This is a genomic window from Microbacterium sp. STF-2, from assembly GCF_034650155.1.
Taxonomy (GTDB): Bacteria; Actinomycetota; Actinomycetes; order Actinomycetales; family Microbacteriaceae; genus Microbacterium; species Microbacterium maritypicum_A.
The window spans coordinates 659702-676188 of sequence record NZ_JARKMW010000002.1; the positions used below are offsets into that span (position 1 = coordinate 659702).

Consider the following 16487-nt stretch of genomic DNA (forward strand, 5'->3'; position numbering starts at 1 on the left):
GGGCGGGTCTTTCCCGGTTTAGAGTAGCGCCATGACATCCAGCGCACCCGTCCAGCGACAGGCGGCGCTCGTCTACAACCCCATCAAGGTCGACGGCAAGCATCTCCGCGCCACAGTGCGCGACCTCTCGCGCGAAGCAGGATGGGCGCATCCGGCGTTCTATCCCACGACGATCGAGGATGCCGGGCAGCTTGCCACTGCGCAGGCTCTGGAGCGCGGGGTGGACGTCGTGCTGGTCGCCGGCGGCGATGGCACGGTGCGGGCGGTGTCCGAGGCGATCGCGAACAGCGGGGTGCCGTTGGCGATCCTGCCCAGCGGCACCGGAAACCTGCTGGCCCGCAATCTCGGCCTCCCCCTCGGTGACCCGACCGAGATGATCCGCGCCGCGCTCGGCGACTTCCGGCATCCGATCGACATCGGCTGGGCCCGCCTCACACGAGAAGACGGCGAGGAGGCCCAACACGCCTTCGTGGTGCTGGCGGGCATGGGGCTCGACGCCGACATGATCGCGAACACCCGATCCGACCTGAAGAAGTCCGTGGGATGGATCGCGTACGTCGACGGTGCCGCCCGCTCACTGCCGCGCGCGAAGCCGTTCCGGGCCGTCTACCAGGTCGATGACGGACGCCTGCACTCGCACCGCGCGTACAGCCTGCTCTTCGCGAACTGCGGCACTCTCCCCGCCGGCATCTCCCTGATCCCCGACGCATCGATCACCGACGCCGCCCTCGACGTCGCCGTCATCCAGCCGACCGGCATGTTCGGCTGGTTCGGGGTCTGGCGGAAGATCTGGTGGGACAACTCCGTGCTCCGCCGCTTCCGCGCCGGACGCCGGGTACTCGAGCACCGCGGCAAGAACGCCTCGGTGCACTACTTCCACGGTGCCGCCGCCGAAGCCGCAGCACCCGATCCCATCCCGATCGAACTCGACGGCGACGAGTTCGGTGAAGCGGTGCGCATCACCTGCTGGGCTGATCCTGGGGCTCTGCTCCTGGCACTGCCGTCAGGCCACCCGGTGCACATCCTCTGAGAGCCGCGACCCCGGACGCTCAGCGGACCTCGACCGTGCCGTCGAGCCCGCCGCCGACGAGGGTCAGAGTGAAGGCCGCCTCGTCGTCGACCGTGTCATCGCCGAACGAGAGGATGGTCGCACGCGGTCCCATGTCCATCGTGCACACCTGGTTCGCGTCGGTCACGAACGTCGCGGTCCCGGCGTTCCCCGAGCCCTCCAGTGTGTCGACGACCGGCGGGCAGGACGAGGATCCCCAGGTCAGCAGAACGAGGCCGCCGTCGTCGAACCAGCCGGCCGATGGCAGATACTCGGTGGGCGTCCCCGGCGTACCCGTCGCCGCCGGATCGCCGTCGAGGTCCACATCGTCGGTGATGTCACCGTAGGTGACGTTCATGGTGATGTCGGCCTTCGGGTCCACGCCTTCCGGCAGCGTGCCCAGGCTCGCGCGCGGCGCGAGATCCTTCGTGCAGGGCTTCGAAGCCTCGCCCTCCGCGTCGACGAGGGTGACGGTCACGGTCTGTCCTTCCGCGGTGACCTGGTCGACCTGCGGCACGCAGGTGGAGGAGCCCACCGTGATGACGGCGAACATGCGTCCTTCGTCGAGCAGTGCACCCTCGACGTCGTTCTGATCGTCGATGCCGCCGGCGCTCGGGGCTGGAGAGCTGGTCGGCGTCTGCGCGCCCGGACCGGCAGTGCACCCTGCGATGAGGAGCGCAGCGGCGACGACGCCCATGACGGAAACGAGAGGACGAAGTGCGGAGGTCATGGTCACAGGGTAGCCCTCACGAAGTTCGTGCGGATAGCCTGCGTCGCCTACTGCAGCGCGGAGGTGAGGCGGGCGAGGTTGTCGAGCACCGTCGAACGAAGCGGCTGCTGCATCCACTCCTCCAGCGTCAGCTCTCGGCTGAGCGAGCGGTACTTGTCTTCGACCTCGCGCATCTCGGCAACGAACTCCTCGCCTCGCACCAGCATCGAGACCTCGAGGTTCAGACCGAAGGAGCGCATGTCCATGTTGCTCGATCCGATCACGGCGACCTCATCGTCGATGGTCAGCGTCTTGGTGTGCAGGATGTACGGCTTGCGATACATCCAGATGCGGACTCCGGCCTTGAGCAGCACCTCGTAGTAGCTGCGCTGGGCGTGGTACACCATCGCCTGATCGCCCTCTTCCGACACGAACAGCTCGACGTGCACGCCGCGGTCCACGGCCGCGGTGACCGCGAGCAGCAGCGCCTCGTCCGGGACGAAGTAGGGGCTGACGATCATGATCTTCTTCTTCGCCGCATAGAGCAGGCTGAGGAAGAGCCGGAGGTTGTTCTCGACCTCGAAACCGGGACCGGACGGGACGACCTGGCAGTCGAGGTCACCGGAGCCGATGTTCGCGTGAGCGATGTCGATGCCCTCGAGGACGGTGTCGGTCTCGCTGTACCAGTCCGCGACGAAGATCGCGTTCACGCTCAGCACGACCGGGCCGTCCAGACGCACCATCAGGTCGACCCAGTGCAGACCGCGCTTGATGTTCTTCGGCAGGTTGTAGGTCGAATCGGTGATGTTCTGCGATCCGAGGAACGCGATGTTGCCGTCGACGACGAGGAGCTTGCGGTGGTTGCGCAGATCGGGGCGCTGCATCTTGCCCTTGAGCGGCTGCACCGGGAGCATCAGATGCCAGTCGGCGCCCATCGCATTGAGGCGCGCGATGGTCTGCTTGTAGCGGGGCTTGCCGCGGTTGGCCCAGTGGTCCAGGAGCACGCGGACCTCGACACCGCGGGCGCAGACCTCTTCCAGCGCCCGGAAGAAGTTGTCGGTCGACGTGTCGGACTGCAGGATGTAGAACTCGACGTGCACATACTCCTGCGCCGTGCGGATCGCCTGCGCCATCTCATCGAGGGACTCCTGGTAGTCCGAGATGAGGTGGGCGCCGTTGTCGCCCGAGAGCGGGAGGGCGCCGAGCTTCTGATTCATCTGCACGATCGGCCCGAACCACGCGGGTGCGTTCGGGCGGAGCGTGCCGAAATGCAGGTGCTCGCTGGTCTCGGCGATGTACTCGTTGATCTGATCCTGTTTGCGCCGACGCGCGCGGGGAAGGCGCGGGTTGCCGATCACGAGGAACAGGAAGACACCGACGAACGGTATGAAGAACACGGCCAGCAGCCATGCCATCGCCGCCGTGGGACGCCTGTTGCGGGGGATGACGATGATGGCCGTGACACGGATGATGATGTCGAGCACCACGAGGAAGGCGGCGATCCACCATCCCCAGGTCTCCGCAGTCATCGTGCCCCCTCGCCACCGCAGTGACCATCCCAGCCGAGGCGCACCCGAACAGGTGCGCTGGCTTCACAGTAGCCGATGGGTCGGACTCAGGCGCGCGGCGGGAGGCCTCGCGCGGCGCGCTCCTCAGCCTCGATCTGCGCGTGCACCTTGCGCTCGGTCCGGTCGAAGCGGAGGATGCCGCGGACCACGAGGAAGAACACGATGCTCACTCCGACGGTCGGCAGAAGCGACCATGCCGCGGCGAGCCAGAAGTTGTCCATCACCCCATGGTACGCGAGCCACTGTTCGTGCACATTTCGGCGTTCACAGGAACTCCGTCCACAGGGTCCTCTTTCGCGCTCGGCGGGCTTCGCCCTCGACGACACTCTCGGGATGACAACAGTTCTCCGAGCCTCCGATTCCGCCGCTTTCCTCGGCATCGTCCCGTCCCTCGCGGGCTTCACGCCCCGTCGGAGCATCGTGCTCCTCCCTTTCCGAGGCAGCCGCACCGACGGAGTCATGCGTCTCGATCTCCCGCAGGAGAAGGCTGACCTCGAGGTCTATGCCGACGCCGCCGTCGGCCTCGTCGCCCGCGTCACAGCGACGGATGCCGTCGCGGTCGTCGTCTACACCGATGAGGAGTCGCACCCGACGCGAGACGGTCTCGTCCTCCCCCACGCGGTCGCCGTCGACGAGCTGTTGGGGTGCGCAGAGGAGGCGGGCCTCCGCATCGTCGACGCTCTCTGCGTGACCCCCTCCGGGTGGTCGAGCTACCTCGACGAGGAGCCCGAGCTGGGGCCGTTGGCGCAGATCCGCACTCCCGCCGATCTACCGCTGTCGACCGACGTGTCCGGAGACCAGAGCGTCGGGGCGGATCTCCCGCACGTCGACCTCGCCGAGAAGGAACGTGTGGGGACCGCGTCGATCGAACTCGCGGCGTTCCTCGATCGGAAGGGTCGAGGTCGACTGACGAGTCGGGATGATCCGCGGCTCATCGCCGCGCTCGTCCTGCTCGACGACGTTCCGGCCTTCTACGAGTCGGTGCTGGCGGCACCCGAGGCTCTGCCCCCGTTCGCGACGGCCACGCTGCTGTGGTGCCTCGGGCAGCCCCTTTTGCGGGACGTCGCCATCGCTCAGTGGGCGACCGACCTGGCAGGCGGCGTGCGCACCCTCGCTGCACAGACCGCGTACGCCGAATCCGGGGTGATGATCCCCGACGAGGTGGGCGAGGTGTTCCTCGGGCGCGGCCCCACTCCCGACACCGACCGCCTCCGACGCGCTCTCACCGCCGCACGCGAAGCGGCGGCACGGGCTCCGAGGCTCTCGCGATCCGCACCCCTCACCGTGGCGGCGTGGTTGTCATGGGCTCTGGGACGCGCCAGCCACGCGGGCCGATACCTCGAGATGGTGCGAGAGATCGACCCGCACTATTCACTGGCCGCGCTCCTGGAGACCATGATCGGCGGAGCGATGCTCCCGGAGTGGGCGTTCCGTCGCCACTCGGCGCAGTGACCGTCGGTGATCGTGTTACTTGACCAGGGGGAACAGGATGGTCTCACGAATGCCCAGGCCGGTGATCGCCATCAGCAGGCGGTCGATCCCCATGCCCATTCCTCCGGACGGCGGCATGCCGTGCTCGAGGGCCCGCAGGAACTCTTCGTCGACCGGCATCGCCTCGACGTCACCGCGTGCGGCGAGTTTGGCCTGTTCCACGAAGCGCTCGCGTTGGATCACGGGGTCGACCAGTTCGGAGTACCCGGTCGCCAGCTCGAAGCCACGGATGTACAGATCCCACTTCTCCACGACACCCGCGATCGAGCGGTGTTCACGGACCAGGGGCGACGTATCGACGGGGAAATCCATCACGAACGTGGGGCGGACGAGGTCGCCCTTCACGAAATGCTCCCACAGCTCCTCGACGAGCTTGCCGTGAGTGGCCTGCGGAGGCAGATCGACGTCGTTGGCCTCGGCGAACGCGATCAGGTCTTCGACCGAGTCCTGCGGAGTGGTGGTGCGCCCGGATGCGGCCGACAGCGACTCGTACATCGAGATGCGGTCCCACTCGCCGCCGAGCTCATACTCGGTACCGTCGGCCCAGGTCACGGTCGTGGAGCCGGCGACCGCGATCGCCGCGTTCTGCACGAGCTCCTGTGTGAGGGCGGCCATCTGGTTGTAGTCGCCGTACGCCTGGTAGGCCTCGAGCATCGCGAACTCGGGGCTGTGTGTAGAGTCGGCTCCCTCGTTGCGGAAGTTCCGGTTGATCTCGTAGACGCGCTCGATCCCGCCGACGACAGCGCGCTTGAGGTACAGCTCGGGTGCGATGCGCAGGTACAGCTCGGTGTCGAACGCGTTCGAGTGCGTGATGAACGGGCGGGCAGAGGCCCCGCCGTGCTGCACCTGCAGCATCGGGGTCTCCACCTCGAGGTAGTCATGGCTGGTGAAGGTCGAACGCAGGCTCGCATTCACGGCGGCGCGCGCGCGGACCGTCGTGCGCGCCTGCTCGCGCACGATCAGGTCGAGGTAGCGGCTGCGTACGCGGCCCTCCTCGCTGAGTTCGGAGTAGGCATTGGGGAGCGGCAGGATCGCCTTCGCCGCGATCGTCCAGTCGTCCGCCATGATCGACAGCTCGCCGCGGCGACTGGAGATGACTTCACCGTGCACGAAGACGTGGTCCCCCAGATCGACGTACTCCTTCCAGTCGGCCAGCGACTCCTCGCCGACGTTCGCCAGGGAGATCATGGCCTGGATGCGCGAGCCGTCACCCGCCTGCAGAGTGGCGAAGCAGAGCTTGCCGGTGTTGCGACTGAACACCACACGACCCGCGACTCCGACGATGACACCGGTTTCGGCACCGGCCTCGAGCTCGCCGTACTCGGCGCGCAGCGCGGGAATCGTGTGCGTGACGGGAACGGCGACCGGGAACGCCCCGCCGCCCGCATCCGCCCGCTTCTCGATCAGGCGCTCGCGCTTGGCGAGGCGCACGGCCTTCTGCTCGTGGACGTCCTCTTCGAGGGAAGGGTCGGTCGAGGCCGATTCGGGCGCGGCGGACGCGTCAGTCATGTGGGGGGCTCCTTGGAAGTCCCTCCCAGTTTACCGAGGCGGCATCCCGCTGCTTGGCGCACGCTGGGTAGCCTCGAAGAATGGCCCACACACGGATCCTCCGCGCGTTCGCTGCCCTCTCCCTCGCGATGGTGGCGGTCCTCGCCCCTGCCGCCGCGCAGGCCGCGTCCGACGGGCCCGCGTCGCACCTGGCTGCGCCCCGGCCCGCGGACGTCCCCACCGATGTCGACGATTTCTCCTACAGCTCGTGGGATGCCGTCTACGAGATCGGTCTCGACGACGAGGGCCGCGCCCGCATGCGCGTGACGGAGACCCTCGTGGCCCACTTCCCCGACGTCGACCAGAATCGCGGCATCGTCCGCGGACTCGCGACTTCATACGAAGGGGCGAGCATCGAGACGACGATCCTGTCCGTCACCGACGGCAACGGGGCGGACGTGCCCTACGAGACGGACGTAGAGGACGGGCTCCTCTACGTGCTGACGGGTAACGACGACGACTTCGTGCGGGGTCTCACCACCTACGTCATCGAGTACGAGATGCGCGACGTGATCCTCGCGACCGATCGTTCCGAGGATTCGTCCGCTCCCCCGGCAGACGAGTTCTACTGGGACCTGCTCCCCCTCGACAGCACGCAGCCCATCGACCGGTTCCGCGCCGAGATCGTGTTCGATCCTGCGATGAGCAACGCACTCGACGGTGCCACCCGCTGCTACTCCGGCCCTTCCGGCTCGAAGGAGGAGTGCGAGCTGGAGGGTCCGACCACCGACGGCCGCAGCGCGACCTTCCGTGTCGAATCGGGGTCTCGTCCCGCCGGTGACGGGGTCACGGTGGCCATCGGTTTCGAACCGGGCACCGCCACGCAGCCGCTCGCCCGCACACCGGATCCGGTCGCCGACGTCGCACCGATCGTCGCTGCGGTCGGCGCTCTCGGACTCGCCGCCGGCAGCTGGGTGGCGGTATCGGCCTTCGCGCGCAGACGGCGAGCCGCTGCCGGCATCGTGGTCGCCCAGTACGACGTGCCGGACTCGCTGCCCCCGCTGCTCGCCGCTGCCGTCGTTCCCGGGGCCGAAGACGTGATCCCGTCCGAGATCGTGCACCTCGCCGTCCGTGGCATGCTGCGCATCGAAGAGGGGACGGAGGAAGACGAGCCGCGCGTTCGTCGTCTCGGCGAGGCACACAGCCCCGACCAGCTCGACGTCGACGCCCTCGAAGCGCTCTTCCTCGATGCGGACGCCGACGGGGTGGTCGATCTCCCCGCCGCCGACGAAGCCTTCGCCGCGCGGATGACGGCGCTCCAGCACAGAGGCACGACCGAGGCGCAGAGCCGCGGACTCACCGAGAAGGCACGCAGTCGAAGTGCTGTGATCCTGCAGTGGTGTGCGATCGGCCTCGCCGTCGCCGGCTTGGCGTTCGGGATCTGGAGCGCCGCCAGCGGACGCCTGTCCGCGATCCCTGCACTCGTCGTGATCTCCATCGGGGCTTTCCTCGTGCTGCTCTCCAGCGTGTATCCGTTCTCGAAGCACACGGTGCTCACCGCCGAAGGCGCACGCACCTACGAGTATCTGCAGGGAGTGAAGGAGTTCATCCGGGTCGCCGACGCCGATCGCCTGCGCATGCTCCAGTCGTACACCGGAGCCGAACGTCGCGCCGACGGCACCGCCGACGTCATCCACGTGTACGAACGGCTTCTCCCCTACGCGATCCTGTTCGGGATGGAACGCGAGTGGGGTGATGTGCTCGAGAAGGCCTACGCGAGCGCGGAGCGCGGCGCATCCTGGATCGGCGACCCGGCATCGTTCGCACTCCGGACGCAGCTCGCCTCGTTCGTGGCATCGTCGCACTCAGCCGCGACGTACTCGGCCCCCTCGGCGGGCTCTTCGTCGAGTGCCGGAGGGTCATTCGGCGGCGGGTTCTCCGGAGGCGGCGGAGGCGGCGGCTTCTCCGGCGGACGGTGAGTCCCACTGGCGCCCGCATCCGGGGTACCGCCGCGGAAGCTTCAGATCAGCGGGGGCGCGTCGGAGGCTTCGCGCAGCGCGCGCTCGACGGTCGACTGCACCAACGCCGAGAGGTAGCCGCCGGGGTTCTCCACGCCGATCTCCCGTAGTCGCGCGGTCGACTGTCCGATGATCGACCGCGAGAACTCGGTGGCTGTCGCGATCGCATCGGCGTAGGCCGCGCGATCCGCCTCCGCGATCACGACGGGCTCGCACCCCATCTCCACGGCGAGGGCCTGGGCGATCGGCAGCACGGCGACCGGAGCGGTCACCGCGGCGAACCCGGCATGCAGCTGCCGAAGGTCGATCGACGTCCCTGTGAAGGTGATCGCGGGATGCACGGCGAGGGGGATCGCCCCGCGTTCGGCTGCCGGGCGCAGCACGTCGATGCCGTAGCCGGGGTCGGTGTGCAGCACGAGCTGGCCGATCTGCCAGCCGCCCACCTCGGCGATGCCCGCGACGAGCGACGGCAGCTGCTCGCTGGGTACCGCGATGATCACGAGCTCGGCGCGACGCACGACCTCCAGGGCATCGAGAACCGGCACGTCCGGCAGCACGGCCGAGGCGCGTTCGTCGTCGGATCCGCTGGTGATCCCGATCACGGCATGTCCTGCACCGCCGAGCGCCGCCCCGACGACCGGCCCTACGCGCCCTGCCCCGATGATGCCGACGCCGAGGCGTCCGTCACGCGCCATCGTCGCGCCTCGTCCGCCGGAGCAGCGGGGGTGCGGGAGGAGCTGCCGGCGGAGCAGCCGGGACGTTCGGAGGCACCTGTGGACCCTCCGGAGCGTTCTCCGCGGGTGCTGCCGGTGGAGCCGCGGGCGGTCCGACCGGCGGAAGCACCGGGGGCGCCGGCGGAGCAGCCGGTACACCCGAAGGCGGTCCCACCGGAGATGCCGGCGGAAGCACCGGAAGCACCGGGGGCGACGGCGGAGCGACCGGTGGTGCAGGCGGCGATACGGGCGGGGCGGGCGGCCCTGCCTGTCCGGGGACGGGGAAGACCGGCGGCTGGCCGGTGTACGCCGGCGGGGCCGGAGGCGCTGCGACGGGAATCTCCGTCGCGTGCGCACTCCAGCGGTGGGTGGTGTCGCGAGACGCCGCCTCCGCTGCCGCGCGGCTGACCTCGTCGACCAGAGCCAGCGCATCGGCACGTTCGAGACCCGAGAGGTACCCGGTGATCGGCCCGGGGACCGTGTGCACCTGTGCGCCGGAAACCCGCTGGTGCCGGTCGATCGGTCCCTGGCTGAGCGAGACCCCCTGCAGACGTGCCAGCGGGAACACGGCGAGCTTGCGCCAGACGTTTCCGCGGCGCAGCAGCAGACCGAAGTCGGCGACGAGGTAGCCGTGTCGCTTCCAGGAGAACGGACGCCGCCACGCTGCACGCCGTGGCATCGTCCGATACGCGTCGCCATCGGCGGGACCAACGACGCCCTGATCCCAGAGGAACGGGATGCTCTCCCCAGGAACGTCGGGGAGCACCAGCGCGAGCACGCGTTCGACATCGGCGCGTTTGCCGACGGGCAGCACCACGTTGAACTGCTGTCCGCTTCCCGACGACTGCTGGGTTGCGCTCTTGCCGCTCATACGGTTGATCTTGATCGTCCACCACCCGAACGGGCGCCACAGCAGCGACTGCGACACCTCCACCGCGAAGATGCGTCCCGGCGGGAGCGTCTCGGTCACGGTCGTGAGAAGACCGTAGGTGATGCGCACGCCGTCAGGAGTCGGAGCGATCGAGTAGCGCAGCGACTTCGAGATCTGCGCCCAGGTGATACCGACCACGGCGATGACCATGGGGACGCCCATGCCGAGACCCAGCCCGAGGAGGACGAAACCTCCATCCGAGTTGCCATCGGCCAGCATCCCGATCAACGCGCTGCCGATCGCGATCGCGAAGATCGCTCCGAAGAAGACGAACCACAGCAGCCCGGAGATCAGCTGCGAGCCCACAAGCCGGCCGGTCGGGATCTTCACGACGCTCTCGGGGACGACATCGGCGAGGTCGACGCCGGAGATGAGGCCGTTGACGCCCGCGTTCATCGAACCGACCAGCTGCGCCCGGGCGGATGTCGGACCGGGTGCGGCCGACGGTGCCGCCGGGTTCAGCGCGGCGTCGCGCGCCGCACGAGCACCGGATGCCAGACGCAGGATGTCGGCACGCACCGACTCTGCGCGGGGCGTCGCGAGGTATTCGAGCTCGACGTTCGCGTCGTTGCCGGCTCCGACCACCTCGAGCTTCGCGAGACCGATGATGCGGGCGGGGAACGGGCGTGTCAGGTTCACGCCCTGCACGCGGTCGAGAGGTGCGCGGCGGTGCGAGCGGAAGATGATTCCCTTGCGGACCTCGACGTGATCGCCGGTGATCCGGAACTGCTGGAAGCGCCAGACGAACCAGAAGATCAGCACCAGCACGATCACGAGCCCGAGCACGCTGAGGAGCGCGACCAGGATCAGGTTGTTCGAGAGCACCCAGTCGACAGGATCGGCACCGGCGTAGTCGCCGTAGTGCGCTTCTTCGGGCGTGAAGATGCCCACGGCCCAGGTGATCAGGCGATCCCGCATGTTCGCGATGACGATACCCGCGATGATGATCAGCGCGAGCCCGCCCTTGAAGAGCGGGGTGAGGGGGTGCATGCGGTGCCACTCACCGTTCGCGAGCGTCGCGGAACCCTCCTCGACGGGCAGGGGCGCGCTCGGCGCGAAAGGGGGCTGCTGCTCGCTCACAGGCCGGTCCGACGGGTCTCGGCGACCTGGATGAGGGTGTCGCGCAGCGCCTCGGCCGCCCCCTGCGTCAGACCGGGGATCTGCACGCCGGTCGTCGCGGCGGCCGTGACCATCTTGAGTTGGGCGATGCCGAACGCGCGGTCGAGCGGCCCCTGCGTGATGTCGACCAGCTGCATGCGACCGTAGGGGACGGCGATCATGCGCTGCCACAGGATGCCCTTGCGGAAGACGATGTCGTCGGCGCGGAGCATGTAGCCGATCGCCTTCGCCTGGCGCGGGAGGATGATGAGGGCGAACACGGTGATGAGCAGGATGATCCCGGCGGGGATCCACACCCACTGCTGATTCAGCACGACGTTCAGCACGACGGCGGCGATCGCGACGATCGCGATGAAGATCACGTTCTGCACGATCTGCGAGACGACATAGCGCGGCGAGATCTGGTGCCACGTGCCGTCGAGTTCGAGGCGGGCCTCGTTGCGTGCCGTGCGCAGCTGGGTGTACGTCCCCCTGTCGAGGGCGTCGAGGTCAGTGCCCTCCGCCGGGTTCAGGGGCGCGGTCTCTGGGTTCTGAGTCATCAGGATCCTTCGGCAGGGTGCAGAACTGCTCGGCGACGAGCGCGGCGATCACGAGGACGATCGCGCTTCCGATCAGGGCCAGCATGGCCACAGTCGACCCTACCTGCGGAATGACGGGACGTGACAGGAGGAACACGAGCAGCCCGGCTCCGAACCCCGCCATGATGGCGCCGAGCAGACTCGAGGCCCGCGCGAGTGTCGCCGCTCTGAGTGCGCGGAAGGGATCGATGCGGATGCCCGACCGCACGCTGCGCCGCACCGGCCATGCGACCCCGAGGGAGGCTGCGGCGATCAGCAGGAGGAGCACCGGAAGCAGGAGCGAGGGCGTGAACGTGACGCGTCCCGATGCCGTCAACAGGTGATCGAGCAGGAACCCGCCTCCGCCGGCGAGCAGTGCGAGGACGACGAGCACGCCCGCAGAGGTGCGTCTCATCCCTCGCTCCGGGCCCGCAGTTCCGCCACGAGGTCGGCGACTCTGCCCCGGCCGAGCAGCACCGCGTCCTGGTCGACATCCAGCCACGGTTCGAGCACGAAGAGGCGTTCGGCAGCGCGCGGATGCGGCAGCTGCAGACGCGGTTCGTCGGAGATGACGTCGCCGTACGCGATCAGGTCGAGGTCGAGCGTGCGGTCGCCCCAGCGCTCCCGTCGCTCTCGGCCGTTCTCGTCCTCGATGGCGTGCAGCATCCCGAGAAGGATCTCGGGGGCGAGGCGCGTGGTCACCAGAGCCACGGCGTTGACGTATCCGGGCGCCTCGGGATCGGGCCCGTGGAGCCGAAGGGCGACGGTCTCGAACAACCGGGAGAGGCGCACCTCGCTGACCAGCGGGAGCCGCGCGATCCTCTCGGCGGCCGCCCTGATCGTGTCGTGGCGGTCGCCGAGGTTCGCGCCGAGGGCGACGACCGCGGTGGTCTCCGGACGTCCGGGACGAGGCGCGGGCATGTCGGGCGGGTTCGCGAGGTTGCGGCTCATACGGTCGTGTCCTCCAGCGCGTCAGGCGTTCGGCGGCGGTGCACGGTGACCGCCACATCGGTGAAGTCCAGCGCGATCGGCGCATGCGGCTTGTGCACGGTCACGACGACGTCCTGCACCCGACGGTCTTCGAGACCGACGGCGGCGATCCTCTCGGCGAGCGTCTCGATCAGGTTCACCGGTTCCCCGGCCACGACCGCGGCCACCTTCTCGGCGAGCTCTCCGTAGTGCACGGTGTCCCTCACGTCGTCGGAGACGGCAGCCTGCGCGAGCGACAACCGCAGACGAAGATCGATCGTGAACTCCTGCCCGTCGCGGCGTTCGTGCTCGAAGACACCATGACGACCGAAGACGGTCAGACCGGTGAGGACGATCTCGTCGCGGGACTCCATGCTTCTAGCGTACGGGGCCACCCCGATGCGCCCTCAGCCTTCCCAGGCGTGCGCGATCGCGAGGGCGTCGCGCGTGCTCGCCACATCATGCACACGCACGGCCCAGACTCCGGCCCCGACCGCGAGAGCACTGGTCACAGCGGTAGCGAGGTCGCGTCGAGACTCCGACACGTCACCGTCGCTCTCGGCTTCCCGGCGCAGTGCTTCGGCGAGGAACCGCTTGCGCGATGTGCCGATGAGCACGCGCGGCCCGAGGGCGACGATCTCGTCGAGCCCCCGCAGCACCTCCCAGTTCTGCGCGCCCGCCTTGGCGAACCCGATACCCGGGTCGACGATCAGGCGCGATGGGGCGATTCCGGAGGCCGCCGCCTCGCCGATGCGCTCCTGCAGCTCCCCCGCGACCTCGCGGGCGACGCGACGGTACTCGGCGTTCGCGTACATGTCGGCGGAGAAGCCACGCCAATGACCGATCGCGAAATCGGCCCCGGACTCCGCGACGGCCGCGCGCATCTCGGGATCGGCGAGCCCTCCGGAGACGTCGTTCACGATCCTGGCGCCCGCCCGCACGGCCGCAGCCGCCGTCGATGCGCTGAGCGTGTCGATGCTCACGGGAACACCCGCGGCAGCGAGCTGTTCGATCACGGGGATGACGCGCTGCTGTTCGGCCTCGTCGCCGACGCGGTCGGCGCCCGGCCTGGTCGATTCTCCGCCCACATCGAGCACAGCCGCACCCTCGGCTCGCAGTCGCAGTCCGTGGGCGACCGCGCGATCGACGTCGAGATAGCGTCCGCCATCGCTGAACGAATCGGGCGTCACGTTGACGATGCCCCAGATCCCGGTCATCAGCGCGCCGCACCCCCGAGAGGCACCGACGCGCCGATCAGGGTGATGAGCTCCGTTCGGGCGACGGCGTCCGTGTACTCTCCGCGCGCCGCGATGGTGAGCGTCGATGCCTCGGTCTGCCGCCCGCCGCGCATCGTGACGCACCCGTGTGCCGCATCGAGCACGACCAGCACCCCGCGGGTGTCGAGGTGCTCTGCGATCGTGTCGGCGATCTGCTCCCCGAGGCGCTCCTGCACTTGAGGACGTGCCGCGAGGATCTCGACGACGCGCACCAGCGCTCCGAGCCCCACGACCTGCTCCCCGGGGAGGTAGGCGATATGCGCATGACCGGCGAAGGGCAGCAGATGGTGCTCGCAGACGGAGCGGAAGCGGATGTCGCGCAGCAGCACGGCTCCGGAGGGCAGGGTATCCGGTGCGGGGCCGCGGGAGACGCTGATGGTGCGCGCCAGCGGCTCGGCCGGGTCTTCGCCGACGCCCGAGAAGAACTCGGAGTACAGCTCGCCCATCCGCATCGGGGTCTGTTTCAGCCCTGGCCGGTCCGGGTCCTCGCCGATCGCTTCGAGCAGCTCCCTCGTGAGCCGCTCGACGCGCTGCCTGTCGACGGTCACGTCACGCCGTCGCGGGCCGCGGGTGCCCGGCTCCCGCCGAACCCTGCTGCGTGCGCGGCGTTCCGGCCGGAGCCTCCACGGATGCCGCAAGCGAGACGTCCTTCTTCGGCACCTCGATCGGAGGACGCTCGGACACCGGGCGCCCTTCGCTCGACAGCCACAGCGGGCGCTCGGGAAGCTTCTTGATCTCGGTGAAGATCTCCGCGATCTGGTTGTGGTCGAGGGTCTCCTCCTCGAGCAGCGCCAAAGCGAGCTTGTCGAGGATGTCGCGGTTCTCGCTGATGACCTCGTACGCCTCGTTGTGCGCCTGTTCGATGAGGGCACGCACCTCGGCGTCGACCCGCTCCGCGACCTTCTCCGAATACTCGCGACCGCGTCCCATGTCGCGTGCGACGAACATGTCGCCGCCCTCGGTGCCCAGCTTGACCGGTCCGACCTGCGTGGTCATGCCGTACTCGATGACCATCTTGCGCGCGATCGAGGTCGCCTTCTCGATGTCGTTCGAGGCACCCGTGGTGGGGTCGTGGAACACGATCTCCTCCGCGACGCGGCCCCCCATGGCGTAGGTCAGCTGGTCCTGGAGCTCGTTTCGGGTGACCGAGTACTTGTCGTCCAGCGGCAGCACCATCGTGTAGCCGAGAGCCTTGCCACGGGGCAGGATCGTGATCTTGGTCACGGGGTCGGTGTAGTTCATCGCCGCCGCCGCGAGCGCGTGGCCGCCCTCGTGGTAGGCCGTGATCAGCTTCTCCTTGTCGCGCATCACACGGGTGCGTCGCTGCGGACCGGCGATCACGCGGTCGATGGCCTCGTCGAGAGCACGGTTGTCGACCAGCTGCGCGTTCGAGCGCGCGGTGAGCAGCGCGGCCTCGTTGAGCACGTTGGCGAGATCTGCGCCGGTGAATCCGGGGGTCTTGCGGGCGACGACTTCGAGGTCGACGCTCTTCGCGAGGGGCTTGCCCTTGCTGTGCACCTCGAGGATCTTCTGTCGGCCCTTGAGGTCGGGCGCGTCCACGCCGATCTGACGGTCGAAGCGACCGGGGCGCAGCAGCGCGGGGTCGAGGATGTCGGGACGGTTGGTCGCCGCGATCACGATGACGTTCGCGTTCGGGTCGAAGCCGTCCATCTCGACCAGCATCTGGTTGAGGGTCTGCTCGCGCTCATCGTTGCCGCCGCCCATACCGGCGCCGCGGTGACGGCCGACGGCGTCGATCTCGTCGATGAAGATGATGGCGGGCGCATTCTCCTTGGCCTGGCCGAAGAGGTCGCGCACGCGAGAGGCGCCGACGCCGACGAACATCTCGACGAAGTCGGAACCGGAGATGGAGTAGAACGGGGCGCCTGCCTCGCCGGCGACGGCGCGGGCGAGGAGCGTCTTGCCGGTTCCGGGAGGGCCGTACAGCAGCACGCCCTTCGGGATGCGGGCGCCGATGGCCTGGAACTTCGCGGGGTCCTGGAGGAACTCCTTGATCTCATGGAGTTCTTCGATGGCCTCGTCGGCACCGGCGACATCGGCGAAGGTGACCGTGGGGGTCTCCTTGTTGACGAGCTTGGCCTTGGACTTGCCGAACTGCATGACCTTGCCGCCACCACCCTGCATGGACGACAGGAGCCACCAGAACAGCAGGCCGAGCAGCACCAGCGGAAGAAGGAGCGAGAGGAAGCCGTCGAACCAGGTCGCGCGGGGAACGGCGTCGTTGAAGCCGTCCTTCGGAGCCGCCTCGTTGATCGCGCTGACCACCTCGTCGGCGCGGGCGTCGACGTAGTAGAACTGCACGTCCTCCGAGCCCTTGAAGGGCTTCGAGAGCGTCATGTCCACGCGCTGGTCGCCGTCGGTGTTCACGACCTTGGTGACCGTCGTGCCGGAGAGCAGCTTGAGCCCCTCCTGCGTCGTGATCTGCTTGGGCGCGCCCAGATTCGAGATCAGCAGGAAACCGCCGAACAGGAGCACGCCGATCAGCGCGACGTAGATCAGCGGATTCCGGGTGAGCTTCTTCACATCCATGATCGGATCAGCGTATCGCGCGCGCCCTAGGGGGTCGCTGTGCGTTCAC

The 16487-nt window shown here is 68.6% G+C and carries 16 protein-coding genes; 3 read left to right on the forward strand and 13 right to left on the reverse strand.

What is annotated here, in order from left to right:
• The first annotated feature begins 31 nt into the window (after positions 1-31).
• Positions 32-1030: a diacylglycerol/lipid kinase family protein gene (locus tag MicroSTF_RS17130; RefSeq protein ID WP_029259672.1), complete on the forward strand. Its 999-nt coding sequence runs from the start codon at positions 32-34 to the stop codon at positions 1028-1030.
• Positions 1031-1049: 19 nt separating this feature from the next.
• On the opposite strand, the gene MicroSTF_RS17135 is transcribed toward MicroSTF_RS17130, so the two are convergent.
• The 3 genes from MicroSTF_RS17135 to MicroSTF_RS17145 all read right to left on the reverse strand — a co-directional run bounded on the left by MicroSTF_RS17135 (position 1050) and on the right by MicroSTF_RS17145 (position 3546).
• Positions 1050-1778 carry a hypothetical protein gene (locus tag MicroSTF_RS17135; protein ID WP_029259671.1) on the reverse strand — a complete coding sequence of 243 codons (729 nt, stop codon included), beginning with the start codon at positions 1776-1778 and terminating at the stop codon, positions 1050-1052.
• Between the two features lie 47 nt (positions 1779-1825).
• The gene (gene cls, locus MicroSTF_RS17140) at positions 1826-3286 is read right to left on the reverse strand and encodes a cardiolipin synthase (RefSeq protein WP_021198191.1); all 1461 of its coding nucleotides are present in this window, start codon (positions 3284-3286) and stop codon (positions 1826-1828) included.
• 86 nt (positions 3287-3372) lie between these two features.
• Positions 3373-3546 (reverse strand): hypothetical protein, encoded by a 174-nt coding sequence (locus MicroSTF_RS17145; protein ID WP_021198192.1) that lies wholly within the window; start codon positions 3544-3546, stop codon positions 3373-3375.
• A 112-nt stretch (positions 3547-3658) separates the two neighbouring features.
• Between MicroSTF_RS17145 and MicroSTF_RS17150 the strand changes: the two genes are divergently transcribed.
• Positions 3659-4777 (forward strand): DUF4192 family protein, encoded by a 1119-nt coding sequence (locus tag MicroSTF_RS17150; RefSeq protein WP_322957328.1) that lies wholly within the window; start codon positions 3659-3661, stop codon positions 4775-4777.
• Between the two features lie 15 nt (positions 4778-4792).
• Here the strand turns inward: MicroSTF_RS17150 and lysS are convergent, their stop codons facing one another.
• Complete coding sequence (gene lysS, locus MicroSTF_RS17155) at positions 4793-6325, reverse strand: lysine--tRNA ligase (protein ID WP_029259669.1); 1533 nt, start codon at positions 6323-6325, stop codon at positions 4793-4795.
• Positions 6326-6405: 80 nt separating this feature from the next.
• Here lysS and MicroSTF_RS17160 point away from each other — a divergent pair, with 80 nt between their 5' ends.
• On the forward strand, positions 6406-8283 hold the full coding sequence (locus MicroSTF_RS17160; RefSeq protein ID WP_322957331.1) for a DUF2207 domain-containing protein: 1878 nt from the start codon (positions 6406-6408) through the stop codon (positions 8281-8283).
• A gap of 41 nt (positions 8284-8324) precedes the next feature.
• Here MicroSTF_RS17160 and MicroSTF_RS17165 read toward each other — a convergent pair whose 3' ends face one another.
• From MicroSTF_RS17165 to ftsH, 9 genes are read right to left on the reverse strand one after another with little or no spacing between them, the layout of a single operon-like run.
• Positions 8325-9017 carry a DUF2520 domain-containing protein gene (locus MicroSTF_RS17165; protein ID WP_029266112.1) on the reverse strand — a complete coding sequence of 231 codons (693 nt, stop codon included), beginning with the start codon at positions 9015-9017 and terminating at the stop codon, positions 8325-8327.
• The gene (locus MicroSTF_RS17170; protein ID WP_322957335.1) at positions 9007-11046 is read right to left on the reverse strand and encodes a PH domain-containing protein; all 2040 of its coding nucleotides are present in this window, start codon (positions 11044-11046) and stop codon (positions 9007-9009) included. Before MicroSTF_RS17170 ends, MicroSTF_RS17165 begins: the two co-directional genes overlap by 11 nt.
• On the reverse strand, positions 11043-11624 hold the full coding sequence (locus tag MicroSTF_RS17175; RefSeq protein ID WP_021198198.1) for a PH domain-containing protein: 582 nt from the start codon (positions 11622-11624) through the stop codon (positions 11043-11045). Before MicroSTF_RS17175 ends, MicroSTF_RS17170 begins: the two co-directional genes overlap by 4 nt.
• Positions 11575-12057, reverse strand: a complete 483-nt coding sequence (locus tag MicroSTF_RS17180) for a DUF3180 domain-containing protein (protein ID WP_029259664.1) — start codon at positions 12055-12057, stop codon at positions 11575-11577. The genes MicroSTF_RS17175 and MicroSTF_RS17180 overlap by 50 nt, the downstream gene beginning before the upstream one ends.
• Positions 12054-12593 (reverse strand): 2-amino-4-hydroxy-6-hydroxymethyldihydropteridine diphosphokinase, encoded by a 540-nt coding sequence (gene folK, locus MicroSTF_RS17185; protein ID WP_029266114.1) that lies wholly within the window; start codon positions 12591-12593, stop codon positions 12054-12056. The genes MicroSTF_RS17180 and folK overlap by 4 nt, the downstream gene beginning before the upstream one ends.
• The gene (gene folB, locus MicroSTF_RS17190; protein WP_322957339.1) at positions 12590-12985 is read right to left on the reverse strand and encodes a dihydroneopterin aldolase; all 396 of its coding nucleotides are present in this window, start codon (positions 12983-12985) and stop codon (positions 12590-12592) included. Before folB ends, folK begins: the two co-directional genes overlap by 4 nt.
• A gap of 33 nt (positions 12986-13018) precedes the next feature.
• Positions 13019-13828, reverse strand: coding sequence for a dihydropteroate synthase (gene folP, locus MicroSTF_RS17195; protein ID WP_322957341.1), 810 nt, complete (start codon positions 13826-13828; stop codon positions 13019-13021).
• Positions 13828-14436, reverse strand: coding sequence for a GTP cyclohydrolase I (folE, locus tag MicroSTF_RS17200; RefSeq protein ID WP_322957342.1), 609 nt, complete (start codon positions 14434-14436; stop codon positions 13828-13830). Before folE ends, folP begins: the two co-directional genes overlap by 1 nt.
• 1 nt (position 14437) lies before the next feature.
• On the reverse strand, positions 14438-16438 hold the full coding sequence (gene ftsH / locus MicroSTF_RS17205) for an ATP-dependent zinc metalloprotease FtsH (protein ID WP_315072404.1): 2001 nt from the start codon (positions 16436-16438) through the stop codon (positions 14438-14440).
• Between the last annotated feature and the right edge of the window lie 49 nt (positions 16439-16487).